This window comes from Vulcanisaeta distributa DSM 14429 (assembly GCF_000148385.1).
GTDB lineage: Archaea > Thermoproteota > Thermoprotei > Thermoproteales > Thermocladiaceae > Vulcanisaeta > Vulcanisaeta distributa.
Genome location: NC_014537.1, coordinates 1,235,381 through 1,254,675, shown reverse-complemented (window position 1 = coordinate 1,254,675; position 19,295 = coordinate 1,235,381). Strand labels below are relative to the sequence as shown.

Sequence of the window (19,295 nt, the reverse complement as noted above, 5' to 3'; positions counted from 1 at the left end):
TTACGGAACAAGGCAGTAATACGATGTTAATACTGGTATACGGATCGTTAGGACTTGATTACTTAATTCGCAACGTATTACCAAATAACGATTGGGTAATGACCATGTTATGCCCAGGTAATGATAGTAATATTGGCATTGACGTGGAGTTGAACCCAGGGATTATAACGAGGGTTGCAATAATGTGGAGTAAAATACTTGACCTGAGGGATGATGATATGAGACTATTGCTCGACTCGCTCATGAACTCCTCAAGGCTTCATGATGCCGTGAATTACATAATTGAGACGTATCAGGACTATAATGTATCGAGACTTTACTACTTCATGAAGCTAATGGGTATGCTTAATATATGGAAACCGTTGGGTAGGGGCTGTATAAATGTTCCACTCATTGAACCCATAAAGTCTTTAGTGACCACCGTTATACTGGCTTATTACGCATCTAACGGCATTAAGGGCTCAGCAATACTTGCAACAGACTTTACGGACGAGATTAAGGACGAATTACAGGAGGTGAGAGGTCTCGGCAATATCTATGTTATGACTAACCGCATGCCACGTGATATTGGCATATTCGATGAGTTAGTGATGACCTCAATATCAATTCCCCAGGAAATCTTTGGTAAGTTAATTAGGGTAAGCAACGGCATGGGTTCAGAGGTGTTAGTAACAAGGCTTGGATTAAGCATTGTGAGCAATAATTTCGAGCTTAGCAGGGAATCGCTAAACGATATCGACCTAGAGATTTTAAGGACAGTTAATGAGCTTGGTTTTACAACAATGGCATCACTAATTGATATGATAACCCAATCAGCTGCGGTGAGTAGGAATGACGTTATTAAGGAATTGATTAAACTATCTAACATGAACTTAATTAAAATTAGGTACCTAAGTGATGGTAGAGCCATAGTCACACCAACCGTGGCTGGCCTTAAATTATTTGTAACTAAATAAGCCTTATTACCATTAAATATAACCTATTTACTTAATTATTGATGATGAAAACCTATAGAGAAGAATTTATTAATTAGATAAACCCTGATAATGCCAATGCCGCCCAAGTGGTACTGGCCAATAGACTTAAACAACGTTCCTAAAATAGTTGTTGAACCACCAGGCCCTAAGGCTCAGGAAATAATAAAGATGGATGAGTCATTGGTAATGCAATCCTTTGGCCGGTGGTACCCACTCGTTATTCGGCGGGGTTATGGGCCTGTTATCGAAGATGTTGATGGAAACCTATACATCGACTTCAATGCTGGTATTGCAGTTATGAACGTCGGACATAGCCATCCACGGGTCATAGAGGCTATAAAGCGGCAAGCCGAGTTATTCACGCATTATAGTATGACTGATTTCTATTACGAATTAATCGTTAAACACGCGTCAATGCTCACTGGCATAGTACCAATAAGTGGCACTAAGCGCGTCTTTTACACAAACTCAGGCACAGAATCAATAGAGGGGGCCATGAAGATATCGCGTGGTCACTTTAGGAATCAGAGGCCTTACATAATCGCCTTCCTGGGCGCCTTTCATGGAAGGACATACGGCTCGATGGCATTAACCGCGAGCAAGCCAATACAGAGGTTTGGCTTTAACCCAATGCTACCTAACGTAATACACATACCATATCCATACCCCTACAGGTGTCCATTCGGAAAGAACCTAACCGAGGAGGAATGCGGCGAAGCTGTTCTCGGTTACCTGGAGGATTGGATATTCGGAAAGATGGTTGACCCAAGCGAGGTGTCTGCGATATTCTTTGAGCCAATACAGGGTGAGGGTGGTTATGTAGTTCCACCGAAAAACTTCTTCCCTGGTTTAAGGAAAATCGCTGATAAGTACGGCATATTGCTAGTGGATGATGAGGTACAGGCAGGATTCGGCAGGACTGGCAAGTGGTTCGCCATTGAACATTGGGGTGTTGAGCCTGACATAATAACGATGGCTAAGGCAATAGCCGCAGGATTACCACTCGGTGCAATTGTTGGTAGGGCAAGCATAATGGACCTACCAAGGGGATCCCACGCAAACACCTTCGGTGGTAACCCAGTAGCTTTAGCTGCAGGTATTGAGGTCATAAATATAATAAACGATGAGGACCTATTGGTAAATGCCCAGAGGGTTGGTGATTACATAAAGAGGAGGTTCATGGAGGAGATGGACCGTGTGGAATTGATTGGCGATGTACGCGGCCTCGGCCTAATGATTGGTGTTGAACTTGTTAGGAATAAGAGGACTAAGGAGTATGCCACCAAGGAGATTGAGCAGGTGCTCTATGAATCCTTTAAGAGGGGTGTTGCCGTGATAAGCGCGGGCAAGTCCACTATTAGGATTGCACCACCGCTAAACATACCCATGGAGCTCGCCGAGAAGGCTGTGGATATAATAATTGATGTTATTAAGAAGGTTGATAGAGAACGCGTTAAGTGATACCTAATTAATTAAGGCGTCCTTCAAAACCTCCTTCTCTTCCTCAAGGTACCACTCGAGCACGTAATCATGCTTATCCGCGTAATTCCTGGCATACTCAAAGGCATTTCTCCAATCATTATCCTCATAAATTATTCTCCAGCCCTCCTCAATAAGTGATAAGTCCTCAGACTTACCACTGACTAGGATCCTACCCATTCTCCTGTTTATGAAGACTTTGTACTTGCCAGTCATCATATCACGTATACGTGTACAGGTTAAAAAGTCCTATCAGGTTTTTATTTAAAGAGTACACTGAAACTTTCACAGAACTTACGCGGAATTCACGAAACGACCAATGATACTCACGTACTTATAAATATCGTCAGGAAAAATCAATAGGTAAGTCACATCACCAAACCTCTCCCTAACCCTCAGAAAGGCTTGAAAGACAGCGCCACTGCTAAGACCAATGAGCAGACCTGTATTCCTAGCCACTGTAATAACACCCCTAACAGCCTCCTCAAGACCAACATCAACAACCTCATTAACGACCTCACGAACCCACCTAGTCCCAGACTCAAGCCTCTTTATGCCAGGTATTGCGCTACCCGCCGCAGGCTCAACACCAACAACATAAACATTACCGAACTCATCCCTAAGCCTCCGAGCAATACCAGTTATATGCCCACCAGTGCCAATACCCGCGATTAACACCCTAGGCACCTTACCAACACCCCTGAACTGCCTAACAATTTCCTCACCAGTAACTTGGTAATGACCATCAGGATTATCAACATTCTCAAACTGATTAAGATTGATCGCCCCATTCCTAACGGCCTCTTTACTAACCCAACGCCAAAACTCCTCATCAATCATCTCCCTATCAACCCTAACAATCTCAGCACCTAAGACCTTGAGAAGAACCTCAGTGGTTTCGGGCAAGTGCTTCGTTGTATAAGCCCTGTACTTAAACCCATAAACATTAGCCAAGGCCGCCAATGAAATCGCCACATTACCTGAGGAGGCCTCAAAGACGAGGCGGCCATGTAAATAATCATTTAAGTACTTACGAAGCAGGAATTGCACGGTCCTATCCTTAATACTCCTACTAAGTGGATTAAAGAACTCAAGCTTAGCCCAGACATCGCCAAAGCGGTCAAGCCTTACCAGGGGTGTTGGGTAGAAGTTTCTTATGAAGTCTGACACGCTGAGGAAGACATTGTTTTTACTGCCATTCCCTGCAAATACCAACACCTGCCATACTGAGGTATGGGCACTTAGTGGCTTAATAAGGATTATTCCAGTATTCACTGTTAAGTGGAAATCAATGAGACGCTAAGTATAGAGTACAGGCATATTTTAAATGAACACCAGAGTAAAAAATCCAAGAAATTTATCATAAATGATGATTATGGCTCAGGTAAAATACGTCAGAGCGCTGGTATTAATCATACTTGCTCTATCCATAGTATCGACCCTCATTTTATTGCTAAACACCGCGCAGGCCCAGCCCATGCCAATACAGTCAATTAAGGTGAACAACGGTGTAATATCCTACTACGAGTCATTACAATCAATGGCGCCCGGCATTGTAATTAGGGTTTACGTAATAAATGGCTCAATAATAAAGCCAGTAAACGCATTCGTAAGCATCTACGCAAACCTACCCAACGGAGTCACACCAATGATGCACACCTACGGCAGTGTAATCACACTACCCTTCAATGAGAGTGCATGGTCATTTATAATCAATGAGTGGTTGGGCACTGGAGTGCCGGTTAATGACTACAATACGTCACTTCTAGTATTCGTAACGTACATAAGCGGTAATGATTCGTGGGTCGTGCCAATGATTATACCATACAACGTCGGTTGGGTCTTAGCCGCCAGAGGAGTTAAAGTTGCTCCAATGAATCCGGCAGTACCAAGGTACATAGTGGTCTCCATAAACATTAACGTAAATACGATAAAACCCTTTAAGGTTATTCGGACGAAAATTAATTCGACAGGAGAGCTTGACCCTCAGGTCTTTGGTTCTTATGGTGGTTATGTGCTTTATAATTGTTCTGTTAGTGGTCCTCAGCCGAGTATTTACATGCCGCTACCCTACGAATTTATACCGGAATCAACATGCCTGGGCATAAACGGAACACTACCACTGGCCTGGATCACGTGGGATAAATCCGTTAGGCAGTACGATAATAAATTATTAACTTACTTGGGTGTTTACTATAGTGGTACGGTTTCCTGGGATGCCATGGCAACTAACTATGGAGATATAGGCACATCTTATAGCACGGGCGAGTCGTGGACGCTAGCTATATCGATAAATATGTCTTCAACGCAAGGTCCTGGATCACTTTATTGGGCATACGGTGGTACGTGGGCGTTGGTTAAATATGATGCCTGGTATGTAGATGTAACGACTGGTTATACGTGGTATCTAGGTTCAGTGACTGTTTCAGAAATTCTTTACGTGCCTAGGCAGGAACAGTTAACATATGGTGTTGATTATGGTAATGGCCCAATCAGCACGTTATACTACGGCGCCATCGCAGTATCTAAGGGGTTAATTAGTTATCCAGTTCTGAATGCATCCTCGGTAATTGATTATGCAAGCTTTACACCTAATCCGCTAACTGGAGCTGAACAACTCAGCATGTGCAATGGTCTGGTCTACAATACGACTGGTACGTTAGGGACAATATACTATATTACTCTTGGTGGGGTTAAGTATGCCATAAACACAGCTCAATTGGGTACGGGCATTGGGTCATTAGCAGCAGGTATTGTGTCGCTTGCAGCGCCTTCACCATACAGTATAATAGCGGGTATTGTGGCAACAGGGCTTGGGATAGCAAGTATTATATTACCATCATCGAGCACCACTGTTACAAATACTCAACTAGAGTTGCTTGGTATCGCTAAGGGCACGAACCTTTACATATCCGTTATGGTGGCATCTAAGGCCTTTGGAATACCGACCTTCGGCTTCATACTCAATGCTACGAACTACTACGGAAATCCAACGTCATATTCATGTAAGTATGGGAAGGTGATAATAATTAGTTAATGAGGTGTCATTATTTTCGCATGCGTAAGCTAATCAATATAGTTTAAGCTGAATCATTGTCTTATCATGTAATTGCGTGTTTAATCGTATTAATTCATCACCACGCAATGCATAGTTTGTAACTTATTAATACCTTTTGATAAGTTCGAGAATGGTGATGGAGGGATGTTCGGAAATCCCCGCGGTTCGTCCGTCCACATTCATTGGGGACCGCCACGGTCCTCTCTGGGACTGTCGCGGCATTAATAAGTCAGTAGCTATGCTTATAAGTCTTTGGGTTCCCTTTAAAAGAAATTGTTTTAAAGGGGTTATTTGTACGTGGCTTGATGGTTGAGGTCATTGTTAAGGAGTTGCCTGAGAGACCTAGGCCTGGTGAGAAGGTTCAGTTGCCTAATGGTGAGTTTGTTAGGGTTAGGCATGTTGGTATTCCCTGGATTTTACCGCCTAAGAAGGTTTGTAATGACCCTGAGTGTCCATGGCATGGGCACTTAAGTGTTAGGGGTCAGGTATTCACTGTCACTGTTGAGAAGGTTTATGGTAGAACTGCGACGGCTATCCATGAGTGGTTACATTATGATCCTAAGTATAAGAGGTATGAGAGGAGGAGGAAGAAGATGCATGTTAGGGTTCCACCGTGCATCGATGTTAAGCCTGGCGATATCGTATACATTGGCGAGACAAGGCCTTTAGGCAAGACAGTTAGGCATGTCATAATTGGTAGGATGGAGGATGTTACTGAGGTCAAGTCCCAAGTGCTTAGGCTTGAACAACAGCAATAACCCTTTAATAATACCTAGCCTTAATGCACATAATGCTTTACGACGCGCATACGCACTTGCACGAATTCCTGGATAGTAGAATTGCGGAGTTTGTTAGGGAGATAATGATTGCGGCTGTTTCTGATGATTACCCATCCTCAAGGAGGACCATTGACTTATCAAATAATTATGAGAATATTGTACCATGCGTGGGTATTCACCCCTGGAACGTGGATAAGGTTGGGCTTGATGAGTTAAGGCAGGTTGAGAAGTTATTGTCTGAGGCTAAGTGCATTGGTGAGGTTGGTCTTGACAGAAGGTTTGTCCCCCAAACCTTTAATAGGCAAGTTGAGTTTTTCCAAACGTTCGTTAGTTGGGCCAGGGATTATGACTTACCGCTTAATATTCATGCCCCTGATGCCTGGAGGGATGTCCTTGAGATGGTTAGGAGGGCTGATGTTGATAGGGTCCTGTTCCATTGGTACACGGGTCCTCTTAACCTGATTCAGGAGTTGAGGGATTACGGTTACTATATATCGATTAATGCCGCTATAAAGATACAGGAGAAGTCGAAAGCCGTGGCTAAGGAGGCGCCCCTCGACATGATACTGCTGGAGAGTGATGGACCTTATGAGTATAGGGGTATAACGCTTGAGCCTCCCATGGTTAAGGATGCCGCGAGAATTATTGCCGAGATAAAGGGTATTAGTGTTGAGGATTTATGGGACGTTGTTAGTAGTAATTTCTCTAGACTTTTTAATCTGTAATACTTACCCTATTTATTAATTGATACTCTATGATCGTAACCATGTTCATGCAGTATCAATAGTAATAGTTATTAAGACCCCAATTAAGGGCTTAATTCCGTATGGCAGAGAAGACAGGACCTTTCCAGAAGGTTGTTGTTGACCAAGACATCTGCATCGGTTGTGGTGCATGCGTGAGCGTATGCCCATACCAAGCGTTGGAACTTGACGAGAACGGTAAGGCAAGGCTAATATGGGACCTATGTAAGGATGACTTCAGCTGCGTGCCAGTATGTCCAGTGAACTGCATATGGAAGACCAGCGAGGCACCAGACTCAGCCAAGGGCAAGGCTAACTGGTATAGGTTCAGTAAGCCACTGAGTGATGCTGAGAAGAAGGAGTTTGAGGATTGGAAAGCTAAGTACAAGATTGCCTGGGCACCGGCATAAGGTGTATTCTTCATTTAATTAAATACTTAAATTAATTATTTTCCTTATGATAGAAAGATTAAAACAGCGCACTTTCTAAACCTGCCATAATGATAATTGATAAGTTAGATAAGGAAATACTCAGGGAAATACAGAAAGACGGTAGGCTACAATTAAGTAAGTTAGCCGAGATCCTCAATAGGCCAAGAACTACTGTGGCTACGAGATTGGCGAGGCTTGAGGGTGATAAGGTAATAACCTCGTACAGGGCTGTTATTGACCCATTAAGGGTTGGCTTCACACTCCTCGCCTTCGTACTGATTAGCGTCAGGAGGAGCGCACCAAGTGGTGGTAAGTCGGCCCAAGTGCTCCTTGTTGAGAAGATATTAAAGGATAGTGATACAGATCCTAAACTACCCTGGATTGAGGAGGCCTATGTAATAACTGGCCATTATGACATATTACTTAAGGTTTGGGCTAAGGATCTCAGGCAACTCAGCTATTTCCTAATTAATTACTTGCCAACACACCCAGACATCGCCCAGACAGAGACAATGCTAGTGCTGGAGCTCGTGTCTGACTGGAGGGATAGGTTGTTGCCAATTGATAAGGTGCTACCTGATTAAGAGCAACTGATTGGATTCCTAATCGCGTTCAATATATTGAGTGCGGCTTGTCTTGGTGACTCACTATTGATTATTGATCTACCAACAATCTCAAAGTCAGCTCCATTGGCTATTGCACATCCAGGTTTACCACCCTGAACACCAACGCCTGGTGATAATAATTGATAGTTACTACCAACCATTGACCTGACCTGCCTCACCACATTGGGTTTTGTCGCAGGGACTATGAAGCCGCTAACGCCAAGGCTCATACCAAGTGATACATTATAATCAAGATTCCTATCATACAACTCACCGCCAGAGCTCATAGAGATTAGAAGGTATACGTCAACGCCTAACTTACGCGCCACATTAATGGCGGTAGCTAGGTTATCCCTACCGGCCACAGCATGCATTATTAAACCATTAATGCCTAACCCATACACCTTCCTAACCACATACTCATTAATGTGTGCAACATCGCCAAGCTTAAAATCAGCTAGGAAATACTTATTCACACTATCCGTTAACTCCTTAATTCCTTGGGGACCAATAGTCAGTAATTGATACCAACCAATCTTAACAGCATCAATAAGATCACTAATGCCATTTAGGAACATGATTGACTTCTCCACATCCCAATCAACATCGAAAGCCAGGACAAGCCCTGTATGTCTTTGTATCATCAGGGAATAATTAAAAAGTAATTTTATTTAAACAGTTTTAACACGAGCGCTTACTTTCTTTCCTCCTTTATTACTCCCATTTCTTTTAGTACTATTTCTAGGTCTTTTGTTGGTATTCCGCTTCTCACTGACCAGAAGAACAGTATTAGGGCTATTATTGCTGCTGTTATTGTGTCGTATGGGAATGGTAGTGGTGGTGAAGTCCAGACGCTGAATGGGCCAAAGAAGTCGAGTATCAACGTAGTGAATATCAAACCGAGAACCCACCAACCAGCATTAATATGCTGCTTACCCTCCTCATTAGACCACATGCGGATTATGTAGATGAAGGCCACAGTCATTGCCAGCATTATTATGACGTAAGCCACGAATGGTATTACGTACTTTATGCTAAATGGTAATGCCGTGCCTGCGGCAGATGCGGCATTATACGGAACTATTATGTCATAATAAATGAGGAATATCGTTGATAGGGCGAGAACAATCCAATAAATAACACCAAGGATTGCAGCATTACTCCTTCTAACACCAAACCTATTAACTGAAGTATACATGAAGAATAGCGGTAAGCCCGCGAGGACCAATGCCGTGACGCCCCACATAGTCGTAAAACCAGACCAATACGGTATTAAATAGGCAAATATGAATGCCAAGGCACCAAATACATATGGAACAGGCAACTTAAATGGCCTAGGAGCCTCAGGCGCCGTCTTCCTAAGTACTACGAGTGTTGATCCTACAACGACGTATGTCAATACCGTTGTTGAACTTATGAATGTTATTATATATACCCATGCCGGATATGGTATTAGGAATAACGCACCAACAAGCCAGGCGGCAATCGTTGACCACATTGGTACCCTCCACCTATTAAGCTTCAGGAACCAGTCAGGTAAGTGGCCATCAGCAGCCATGCCGTAGAATGTCCTCGCTGATGTACCTGTGTATATCCAACCTGTGCCGGATGGTGACACTATGGCGTCGATTAGTAGGACTATGCCGAAGGCCATTAGTATCGGTATTCCGCTGATCTTCATGATCTCATAGAATGGACCACTACTTAGCACAGTTGATGTTAGGTCAGTCCAATCACCAGGCTTAAGACTAAGCTTAGACCAATCAATAGCGCCAATAAAGGAAACCTGAAGTAATATGTAAATTGCCATACATATTAAGAAGCCTATCACAGTACCGAGTGGTAGGTCTCTCTGTGGGTTTTTTGCCTCACCACCATACTCAATGCCCTGCCTAAAGCCTAGGTAAGCAAATACAATGCCGGTTGTTGGTAATGCCATGAATACTGGCGCCCATCCATACGGCACAAAACCACCAGGTACTGCCGTGAAGTTAGCCGGATGTAGGAATAAGCCAAGTAGTAAGGCAACTGTGAGTATTGGTATTATTAGTTTCCACCAACCAACGGCCGTGTTCGTCTTACCCATAACATGAACACCAAAGTAATTGAGGAGGAAGAAGAATGTTAAGAAGGCAAATGCCACAAGACCACCTTCAAGGGTTAAGACACCGGTTGGTGTGAGGAGGCCGTGGACATATGATGACATGTATGTAACCACGGCTTCAGCCTCGGCGGGCGGCACCGTTATCGCACTTAGGAAGTAAGCCCATGCGAGTATGAATGAAGTGAGACTGCCATGGCTATATTGTGGATATCTCACTATAGATCCGGACTTGGGTATCATACCGCCTAATTCTGCGAATGAGAAGGCTATGAACATTAGGAATATACCCCCAAGTAGCCAGGAAATTATCGCGGCAGGGCCGGCTTTTGCCGCCGCGTAGAAGGAGCCGAATAACCAACCACTACCTATTACTGCACCTATTACTAGGTATGCAATATCGAACACATTCAAAGCCTTCCTGAGTTGTTTATCCGTAACCTCAGCCTTCTCAACACCAATCTTTGGACCTGTCTCTGGTGGGTTAGACATAACAGAATATAGTATGTTTTATTCTCCTTTATTAATTTTTCCCTTTATATTTATATTCTTGTAATATTATGCTTGTAGAATATCAAATGATTTTTTCATTTTACAAATATATTATTTATAGATAAAGCATAGTTTACATTCAATTTTATAATCTATTGATAAAATCATTCATCATTAGTTATTTATAAGCTCCCCTGAGATTAATCATTGAATGCTTGATAAGTGCTGTATTGAGGTCGGCATTACAACCAGTGGGGCATCTGTTAGTTTAGTGCCGATTCAATTCTATAAGAAGACTGAGAACCTAGCCCTGGAAGAGCAGTTGGTCATTATTCATGACCCATCCCTTGAGGATGAATTGTTACTTGGTGTTATTAGGAATGTTACAAAGCTCGAGCCGCTCATTAGGGATAGGGTTAGGTCACCCTTCGTAGATAGGCCCGAGGTTCTTGACCAGACAATACTCATGCCCTTCACCTCAGCCATGGTTAGGCTCTATGCCACATTAAAGCCGAGTACTAAGTCCGTGCTTGAGGTTAGACACGTACCGACGCCAGGTTCTAAGGTATTCGTTATTAAAGACGGTAAGTTCCTTAATGATTATATAAAGTCCAACCTACCAATACACATTGGTAATCATAAGTATAGTGGTTGGTCCATTAACTTGGACGCAGGTTTTGTTAATCAGCATGTTGGTGTTTTCGGAGCCACTGGTGTGGGTAAGTCCAGGCTTGTTAAGGCGTTAATTGAGGAGTTGGTTAGGGTTGGGAAGCACGTGATAGTCTTCGACCACAGCGGCGTGGATTATACGCCGTATTTCAGGGATAGGGTAATAACCTCTAAGGAGATCTCAATCTCACCACCAACGATAGCCTCAGTAATTGCGGAGAAGGCTAGGCTTAATTGGCAGACCTTTGGCGAATATCTGGAGGTTGCGGTAATTACGTACGTAAGTGGCGACAAGAGGATGAAGAGACAGCAATCATCACAATTAATTGATCCACAGCCAAGTACTCAAGCTAGTCAAGTGGTTAAGTGGGATAAGGCGTCATTCACGAAGCACCTAGTGGATAGCATGAGGGGGTTGGGCGCCAGGGATTCGACTGTTGAGAAGGCTAGGCTCTTCATTGACTACTTCATAGAGAGTGAGTTCTTTGATGAACTTAATAAGAGGACTTTATCGCCGATGGATATCGTAAACATGGCATTGAAATCAAACTTAGTGGTCATTGATTTAAGCCTTGATCCGGAACTCGTGGTTAAGCAGGCAATTGTTGCCGATGTCATAGACGCTGCCTGGAGGCTCGTGAAGGCCAGTAAGGCACCGCTCGACCTAGTCTTCGTAATTGATGAGGCCCAGAACTACGTACCTGAGAATGAGTGGACGATATGCGGCGACATCATCGAAACCACGGCGAGGGAAGGCCGTAAGTGGGGACTATCACTCATCGTTGCTAGCCAGAGGATTGCAAGGGATGTTAGGGCCAGCATCAGGGCTAACCTAGGCACCGTGTTCTTTAGCAGGTTAAGCGCCCAGGGCGACCTCAGGGAGATAGCCGCGTACATGGACCTGGCAGACGTGAGCGAGGCAACCCTAGCCCAACTCGGCACCAGGGAGTTCTTCGTGGCCGGCCTAATGAACCCGCTCAGAAGGCCAATACTCATTAGGGTTAGGGACGCCTAACAATCAACCCCACGCCTACGTAACTCCTCAACAACTTTAATACCGAGCTTAGTAACATCCCTATACTCCCTATTGCCGATTATCCTACGGATTATGTTAATATCCACAATACCATATTGGTGAATCACGATATTCCTAAACCTAACAATGGACCTATATTTACTAAATTCCTCACCGCTCAATATACCAACGCTCATTAACTTATTACCAGCATCCACGTAACCCTCAACCTCGAGACCCAGGGCCGAGGCTGCCTTAACCATAATGTCAATTAATGACTGGGCCTGAACCTGGAGTAGGTATATGGCGGAGAGGTACTTATACACGTCATCTAGGTCATTAACGCTTAAGTTATCCAGCAATGTCGTGTAATGGAGGAGGAGCTTAAGCAATCGCTCTATCGCTCCCATCTCCTAATCACCGCATCTATCTGCGTCCTCAGTAAGTCAAGTTTCTCGGCATCAATCATGAAGTCAAAGCAGGGCTTTAGGACTCTCAACTTAATGTCTAAGTACTCATCCAGGTCCCTGTAGTAAATAACCTTGCCCCTACCAAGTATGTCGATTATTAATGAGCAGGGCAGGTATTCATAATTATTAAGTAGCACGAGATCTACATACTCCTCATGAACGCGGAGGAACCGGGATAAGGAGTATTGAAGGTCGACGTACTTATCAATGTCTATTAGCCAAACGGCTATGTCCCAATCACCCTTAACAATCCTGCCCCAGGCCCTTGAACCAAAGAGTATTGTGAAGACAACGCCGTAATTGCTCCAAGGAAACAACCTTAATTCATTAATGTTCATATTCATGATTTAATGAATTATCCCTGATAACCCTTATTTATACTTATTACTGCATAGCCCAGCTGAATATCCTTACTATTCCAGGTACAGATATAGTTCGATAAATTCACCGGCACCTGATATAACCATATGGAATTTACTAAGTTTACTGGACGATTTCTATTAACGCAGTTATAAGCGGTAATATTATATGGCTGTGTTGATGCGTAGAGTAGAGTTGTCGTCCTCATTACTCTCGTTATAGGGCCTAGGCTTGCCGTCACGGTTATGTTTGCCATAAGTTCGATTATCTCACCTTCTTTCCTTGGGTATAGGGTTATATTGTAGTTTATGGCGAGTCCCTGGGTTGAGAATGACGATGTGGGTAGCATAAATGTGAAGTTGAAACTCCCAGTAACATCGCTGAAGGAGGCTATTGATATGGCGGTCTCCGTCTCATGCTTCAATGCTGACGTTACCAGTGAGGTTATGTAATTTGCCGTGTTGAGCAGGTTCATGGATACGTAGTAATTCATGTACCAGGTGAAGGTTATAACCAGAACCATGAGGGCCACGGTCATTATTATAAAGGCCAGTGTGTCCATGCCCATCACCCAAAGCCAACACCTATTTGAACTATGGTTACGTACACGGTATTACCAACCACAACGGCGCTTGAGCTTATTGGTTTGACGCCATTGCCGAAATGACAGACCTCGCTAATCTTTAATTCACCACCATTTTTAAGAACTATTGACTGAGAACTAATGTTCTGAATGCTAATGATTAACTTACCCCTACCCTGATTACTGACTAGGTTAAGTACTGGTATGTACACGTAACCAATCCCGCTGGGCCCAGTACCATTTATAACCATGACCCTAGGAATCATGACCAAGTAAGTGCCATAGCTAATACCGTTGAAGTTACCATAACCAAACTGTAGGACAGCCATTGATGTACCCATTAAGACGCGCGTTTGGTAACTAACGATCAATGAGAAATCATTCAATGATGATGTAGGTGCTCCATTAAATGTAGAACCCCTCCACACCGTACTGAACCCAGGCGGCAGTGAGAAATACGTGGGTGGTACACCGTATACCAATCCGCCGGATACCTCGTTAATGACATTACTCGAAGCCGCGCTAATGGATATGTTACATAGTGAGTTTACGAAATTATATGTTCCATAATTTGTATTCGGTAATTGATACACGAGTATTGCGCCTGGAACGAACATGAATGTATCGATGTCATCCGCAACATTCGTGAGAAACGAGGCAATGTACTCGATGGATGATTGAGAAACCTCATTACCAAATTGTACCATGGAGAAGACTATAAATATGGCGCTCACGACCATTATCACGGCAATTAGGATAACAGTGCTCAATACGTCACTTTGTCCGTGCCTCCAGTGGGTATGGATGGGCTTGGGCGTAGACTTCATTCAATCACCCATAATACACATATATGTACACAGGGAGTATTTCAATTTTTCCATTAAGCACAACGTCGCTACTTAACAATTCATTCTTGGCGCCGCATGTGTAATTAATGATGTACGTCCCGGGCCTGTCATAGTTATAATTAACCGAGATTGGATACGTAACATTAAACACAAGCAAATTACTAAGGCTGGGATTAAAACGACCAATCAACACCGGCACCAATAACTCATACTGACCACCACCCATGGTAAGCACAGCAACCCTAGGATACAACGCAATGAACTCACCATAAGTCACGCCGGAGATTGTGGAGGCCCCATAGAACACCACATTAAATAAATTACTCGACTCATTAGCCACTATTAGGCTCCTATTCCCCAGGAGCACGTTAATGTAGCCGCTGGGCATTGAGCCATAGCCTGGCGGTACACCAAATACTACACCGCCACTACTATATGCGGTTATTCCATTAATCGTTAAATTACAAAAAGATGGCGCAACGTTGTAGGTTCCGTAATTCGTCATAAAGACCGGATAACTAAGCACGTTAGATGGCATAGGACTGGACAAGGCGCTGTCCAAGTCGGTGGCTATGTTATCGAATAAGGTCTCGATCTGCGAGACCGACACACTCGCTGATGCCTTACTAAAGTTGATTCCAACGATTATGTAGAATATGAGGCCCAGGGCGATTACGACACCCATGATAATGACCATACTAACAATCTCGCTCAAGCCCCTGGACATACCCATCACCCACTAGCCACACTCATTAGGCCCAGGTAAACCAGGTAGTAGGTGCCGTTGGGCAGCTGAATGATGGCATAGGCAGAGGCGGTGGGTGCAAACCCACTTAGGAAGAACCTCTCCCTGTACTGCTGAGGCACCACGTTGTACTTATCGATGGATTCAAAGTTGTAAGAGATTGTAATTGGTATGTAGTAGGACGTTGTTGGTGTTGGCGATACCCACAAGTCATAGACTATGGTTGTGGCATTATAGACATAGTAAACGTCATTATTTGGATTCTGTGGTGTGCTTTGTTGTAGTAATATGTTGCTGGGTATCATCGTTAGGCTTATGCTCGTTATGTTTGGAAGTGACATTAATTGCGTACAATTAAGTCCATCATTACTCGTTAGATTGTAGAAATATGAAAGCGACACGCTACTCATTGTAACTAAGTCATATATTGATGCATTTACATCTATTCCGCATTTCGCAAGATCTAACGATAACGACAGCGTGAGTAGGTACACGTAGTAATAGCTAGGTAGTGACGTGATATCGGTATTACCATTAACACTTAGAGATAGGTATTCATGGGTATTTCCGTAAGTCTCGGCGGCATTTACATTGCCAATACTTATTGGGAATGATGCACCAGCAACCGATCCCGTATAATCATTGATACACGTACCATTAACGAAACAGACACCCAGTTCCACCTCAACATTGCTAAAGCCCAGTGTGAAGCTTGTGCCTGGGATTGACGTCAATAATTGACCAATTAAGTATGCGTTAATTCCACCCACGTTATCATTAACGCTTACCGGTAGGGTACAACTGACCGTTGTTGGCGCATTTAGGCTTTGTCCTGACGCGGTTCCGCCGCTTGTTTTTATCATAACTAGGTAATTACTGCCGCCATACATGCCATTGCTACTTGAATAGCATTGAGATAGTGCTTGCTGTGTGTAGTAGTTAATGAACTGTGGTTCATTGTTATATGGGGCGTTGAATGAGGAGTACATAATGTTGCTGACGCCACCGATTGGGTAACAATATGGGTACTGGCAGTAGGAATTACTTAACACGTTGTAAGGGATACTGCCGTTGGACACGAGCATGTAAACATTACCGGTGGCATTAAGCCAAACCACCGCAACGCCAGTACGTGGGTCAAAGGACTCAAGCCACCAATTAATCATCCTAACATTACCACTTTTAATGCACTGTGTTATGTTCGTACTAAACAAGTTTTTGCACTGTATGAAAGCTACATTCGATAAAGGCATAGTGATGTTTATTGAGTACTTACCACCTAGTATGGAGTTTATTGTATAGACATTTAGCGAGAGCATTGACACACTCATACTAGTCATGAATATTGGCATACCCAGTGGAGGAGCGTAGTAAACTTTCGGTATTATACTCAGGGGTATTAATACGTAGTTCCCATAATTCATTACCGATACTATAGATACGACCTTCCTATACGGGACCACTGCAATGTACCAATCATACTGAGGACCAACGATAGTGTTGAGGAGCGAGCGAATGGCACTCCAGTTATTATGTTGTACATAGTACGTGAATTGTGGATTATTAATGGCCGTCAGCAATACGTCATACGCATACCACTCCGTGTTTGTCTGTACCTGGCTCCTTAGTGTCGTTGTCGGTGAATTGAAGATTATTGGAAGTAGGGCCGCTAGTATGAGCACGATTATTGTCGTCGCAATGGCCTCAATGATCCTTACCTGTCCACGAACATGACTAACGGGTGGCGCGTTCATAGGCATCACCAATATGAACCTTGACATGATGGTAGGTATTGAGTTGGTGTATAGCCATTATATTGAAGCTGACCATTTACGTATATGTAGTACAGGTTATAATTAACGTATTCATTATTGTTTTGTGTTGTCCCCCAGCAGTTAAGTATTGTGTAGTTAAAGTATGTGTAGGGTAGTGTTTGGTTGGGGAAATGCTCATACTCAGTGACCCAATTGTAGAGCCCACTTGGGTAATTATTCGTATTTCCGTAACCAGTTATTTCGGTTTGCGTTGGTGGAACTACCTGGCTTATTACCGTGTATCCAGCGGCTAGGTTATACAGTGTCTCGTTAAACGTAAATATGGACATAACATGCATTGGAAATACATTATTAACCTTAAGCACGTTTAATGATGATGGTATTACCGGGCCCATTACGGAATATACATACCCATTGATTATATTCGTTATGTATAAGCCCGTGCTTGAGCCGTATATCGATAGTAGCGTGGGTATGCCAAGGTTTATGAAGTAAGTATTAACAATAAGCTCATTACTTGACTTATTAAGTACGTAAGCCATGTATGGCACCAACGACGTGGCCGAATAGCCCTGCGGAATCAGTGAGTTCTGTGGGTTAGCCCAGGGATTTAGTGCCAATACTACGTTGCTGTAGTTAATGAGCACTAGGTATTGGGTTGTTGGGTAGCCCGTGGGTGGCCAGGGCATTTGTACGTTGAATACTATTGCGTTATCTGTTATGTTACATACGGCGTAGTTTACGTTGAAGCTTGATGCCCCTAATGTGGGTGTTACAGCTAGCCCACTGAGTGTTGTGCCCAGTGCTGGCTTGTTGTTTATGGATACCTGTATTTGTATGTTCGTAGGTAGTTTATAACTGTTGAAGTACTTTATTGAGGCGTTCACTACCGCGGCGTTGCTGAATATTAGCGCCACCCAGGAACCAATGTATTTCCCACTACTTGAATTATAACCACTTAACATGTATGCATTATTACTGAATATTGTATTCGGTATTATGTGAAAGTTGGGTAAATAAATCCTTGACGAATATACAACTGTACCATTAACATATATAGAGACATTTCCGGTAATGCTACCACTAAATAGATTAATGGGATTATTTGGCGTTACTTTAACTGTCACATTTATTATGGTTGAAGTTGAACTTATCCTATAGCTAACGGTACATTTGTACTGATTATTGCTTGGCTGAGAACTTGGTATAACGCAAATAGTGTAGCCGTTGCTGCCTGTGCCGCTGGTTGGTGGTGTTGGTGTTAGGAAGTTTATGCCCACTAAGTAATTATTCGGTGATTGCGTTACATCGAAGGTTGCGGATATTACAAAACCATTTTGCCCCATTAATTCATCAACTGGGTATACAAACACCAGTGGGTATGGGCCTGAGGAAGCCACCCAACCAGTGCCATTTTTCCAATATTCTTGCTGTTTGGAATATGCTTGGTAATATGGTGCCCATAGTGAGTTGGCTTGTCCTGTGGTGTATATTCCGGGCCCGGTGCATGTGTATGTGTTTGTTTTGAAGTTGAATATGCACTCCAGCGTTGTGTTATAAATCATTATGTTTGGGTTTATGTTACAGGTGCCGTTTGCCGCTATTGACGCTGTTAAGTTTATGGAGTAGTTTAGTGTTAGGTGTTGTATTCCTAGGCTTGGTAGGTCGTAGGTTTGTTGGGCGCTTGCTAGTATTGATGATGCATTGCCTCCTGAGTACACGTACTTAATGCCGGGTATTCCTAGGGCTCCGTAGAACCCGGTCACCGCTGTTATGCTTGTGTTTAGGTTGTTCTCTGGTACTATTAGTCCTGTTGGTGTGTATATGCTGTTTATCATTAGTTTTAGTTGTGATTCAATCACATTAGATAATGAATAAGACACAGGCATGGAGGTTAGTGCATGTAGGTATAGGGCGACTCCCTCATTCATTAGAAATTGACTGTAGTTTATCGCATAGCCCGTTACCACGGCATTCATTACCTGTATTAGTTGTTCAATGATTACCTGCGGGTCGTACTTAAGGGCGTAGTACACGCTCCTTTGGTATATGTATGCTGGGGTCATGGTGAATTCCCTATATATGAGGGCTATTACGAGTACCAGGAGTACCAGGAGTATTGCAATGATTAATAACCCCTGACCCCTCTTGCCAATGCCAGTCAT

The 19,295-nt window shown here is 43.4% G+C and carries 19 protein-coding genes; 8 read left to right on the top strand and 11 right to left on the bottom strand.

All coding sequences use genetic code 11. The annotated features are described in order from the left end of the window. Positions 1 to 23 precede the first annotated feature (23 nt). Positions 24 to 956, top strand: a complete 933-nt coding sequence (locus tag VDIS_RS06460) for a hypothetical protein (protein ID WP_013336428.1) — start codon at positions 24 to 26, stop codon at positions 954 to 956. Between the two features lie 96 nt (positions 957 to 1,052). Further along, positions 1,053 to 2,438: an acetyl ornithine aminotransferase family protein gene (locus VDIS_RS06455; RefSeq protein WP_013336427.1), complete on the top strand. Its 1,386-nt coding sequence runs from the start codon at positions 1,053 to 1,055 to the stop codon at positions 2,436 to 2,438. Positions 2,439 to 2,441: 3 nt separating this feature from the next. Here the strand turns inward: VDIS_RS06455 and VDIS_RS06450 are convergent, their stop codons facing one another. Continuing rightward, positions 2,442 to 2,675, bottom strand: coding sequence for a hypothetical protein (locus tag VDIS_RS06450; protein WP_013336426.1), 234 nt, complete (start codon positions 2,673 to 2,675; stop codon positions 2,442 to 2,444). 75 nt (positions 2,676 to 2,750) lie between these two features. Continuing rightward, a complete protein-coding gene (locus VDIS_RS06445; protein ID WP_013336425.1) occupies positions 2,751 to 3,674 on the bottom strand; it encodes a PLP-dependent cysteine synthase family protein in 924 nt (307 codons plus the stop codon). A 157-nt stretch (positions 3,675 to 3,831) separates the two neighbouring features. Between VDIS_RS06445 and VDIS_RS06440 the strand changes: the two genes are divergently transcribed. The 5 genes from VDIS_RS06440 (at position 3,832) to VDIS_RS06415 (ending at position 8,051) form a co-directional block, all read left to right on the top strand. Next, a complete protein-coding gene (locus VDIS_RS06440; RefSeq protein ID WP_245522467.1) occupies positions 3,832 to 5,493 on the top strand; it encodes a hypothetical protein in 1,662 nt (553 codons plus the stop codon). A gap of 326 nt (positions 5,494 to 5,819) precedes the next feature. Next, the gene (locus tag VDIS_RS06430; protein ID WP_013336423.1) at positions 5,820 to 6,272 is read left to right on the top strand and encodes a 30S ribosomal protein S17; all 453 of its coding nucleotides are present in this window, start codon (positions 5,820 to 5,822) and stop codon (positions 6,270 to 6,272) included. Between the two features lie 32 nt (positions 6,273 to 6,304). Further along, the gene (locus VDIS_RS06425) at positions 6,305 to 7,018 is read left to right on the top strand and encodes a TatD family hydrolase (RefSeq protein WP_052885788.1); all 714 of its coding nucleotides are present in this window, start codon (positions 6,305 to 6,307) and stop codon (positions 7,016 to 7,018) included. 101 nt (positions 7,019 to 7,119) lie between these two features. Further along, positions 7,120 to 7,446, top strand: a complete 327-nt coding sequence (locus VDIS_RS06420) for a ferredoxin family protein (RefSeq protein ID WP_013336421.1) — start codon at positions 7,120 to 7,122, stop codon at positions 7,444 to 7,446. An 89-nt stretch (positions 7,447 to 7,535) separates the two neighbouring features. Then, complete coding sequence (locus tag VDIS_RS06415; RefSeq protein ID WP_013336420.1) at positions 7,536 to 8,051, top strand: Lrp/AsnC family transcriptional regulator; 516 nt, start codon at positions 7,536 to 7,538, stop codon at positions 8,049 to 8,051. Here VDIS_RS06415 and VDIS_RS06410 read toward each other — a convergent pair. Next, positions 8,048 to 8,716, bottom strand: a complete 669-nt coding sequence (locus tag VDIS_RS06410; RefSeq protein WP_013336419.1) for an orotidine 5'-phosphate decarboxylase / HUMPS family protein — start codon at positions 8,714 to 8,716, stop codon at positions 8,048 to 8,050. The genes VDIS_RS06415 and VDIS_RS06410 overlap by 4 nt on opposite strands. Before the next feature lie 50 nt (positions 8,717 to 8,766). After that, the gene (locus VDIS_RS06405; protein WP_013336418.1) at positions 8,767 to 10,665 is read right to left on the bottom strand and encodes an APC family permease; all 1,899 of its coding nucleotides are present in this window, start codon (positions 10,663 to 10,665) and stop codon (positions 8,767 to 8,769) included. A 211-nt stretch (positions 10,666 to 10,876) separates the two neighbouring features. Between VDIS_RS06405 and VDIS_RS06400 the strand changes: the two genes are divergently transcribed. Next, positions 10,877 to 12,349, top strand: a complete 1,473-nt coding sequence (locus VDIS_RS06400; protein ID WP_013336417.1) for an ATP-binding protein — start codon at positions 10,877 to 10,879, stop codon at positions 12,347 to 12,349. On the opposite strand, the gene VDIS_RS06395 is transcribed toward VDIS_RS06400, so the two are convergent. The 7 genes from VDIS_RS06395 to VDIS_RS06365 are packed head-to-tail and all read right to left on the bottom strand — an operon-like array spanning position 12,346 to position 19,295. Then, positions 12,346 to 12,759: a DUF86 domain-containing protein gene (locus tag VDIS_RS06395; protein WP_013336416.1), complete on the bottom strand. Its 414-nt coding sequence runs from the start codon at positions 12,757 to 12,759 to the stop codon at positions 12,346 to 12,348. The genes VDIS_RS06400 and VDIS_RS06395 overlap by 4 nt on opposite strands. Beyond that, positions 12,747 to 13,157: a nucleotidyltransferase domain-containing protein gene (locus VDIS_RS06390; RefSeq protein ID WP_052885787.1), complete on the bottom strand. Its 411-nt coding sequence runs from the start codon at positions 13,155 to 13,157 to the stop codon at positions 12,747 to 12,749. Before VDIS_RS06390 ends, VDIS_RS06395 begins: the two co-directional genes overlap by 13 nt. A gap of 17 nt (positions 13,158 to 13,174) precedes the next feature. Then, positions 13,175 to 13,741, bottom strand: a complete 567-nt coding sequence (locus VDIS_RS06385; RefSeq protein ID WP_148678273.1) for a hypothetical protein — start codon at positions 13,739 to 13,741, stop codon at positions 13,175 to 13,177. 5 nt (positions 13,742 to 13,746) lie between these two features. Beyond that, a complete protein-coding gene (locus tag VDIS_RS06380) occupies positions 13,747 to 14,589 on the bottom strand; it encodes a hypothetical protein (RefSeq protein ID WP_013336413.1) in 843 nt (280 codons plus the stop codon). 4 nt (positions 14,590 to 14,593) lie between these two features. Further along, positions 14,594 to 15,337, bottom strand: coding sequence for a hypothetical protein (locus VDIS_RS06375; protein WP_052885786.1), 744 nt, complete (start codon positions 15,335 to 15,337; stop codon positions 14,594 to 14,596). A 5-nt stretch (positions 15,338 to 15,342) separates the two neighbouring features. Then, on the bottom strand, positions 15,343 to 17,109 hold the full coding sequence (locus tag VDIS_RS06370; RefSeq protein WP_148678272.1) for a hypothetical protein: 1,767 nt from the start codon (positions 17,107 to 17,109) through the stop codon (positions 15,343 to 15,345). Between the two features lie 5 nt (positions 17,110 to 17,114). Next, positions 17,115 to 19,295, bottom strand: coding sequence for a hypothetical protein (locus tag VDIS_RS06365; protein WP_148678271.1), 2,181 nt, complete (start codon positions 19,293 to 19,295; stop codon positions 17,115 to 17,117).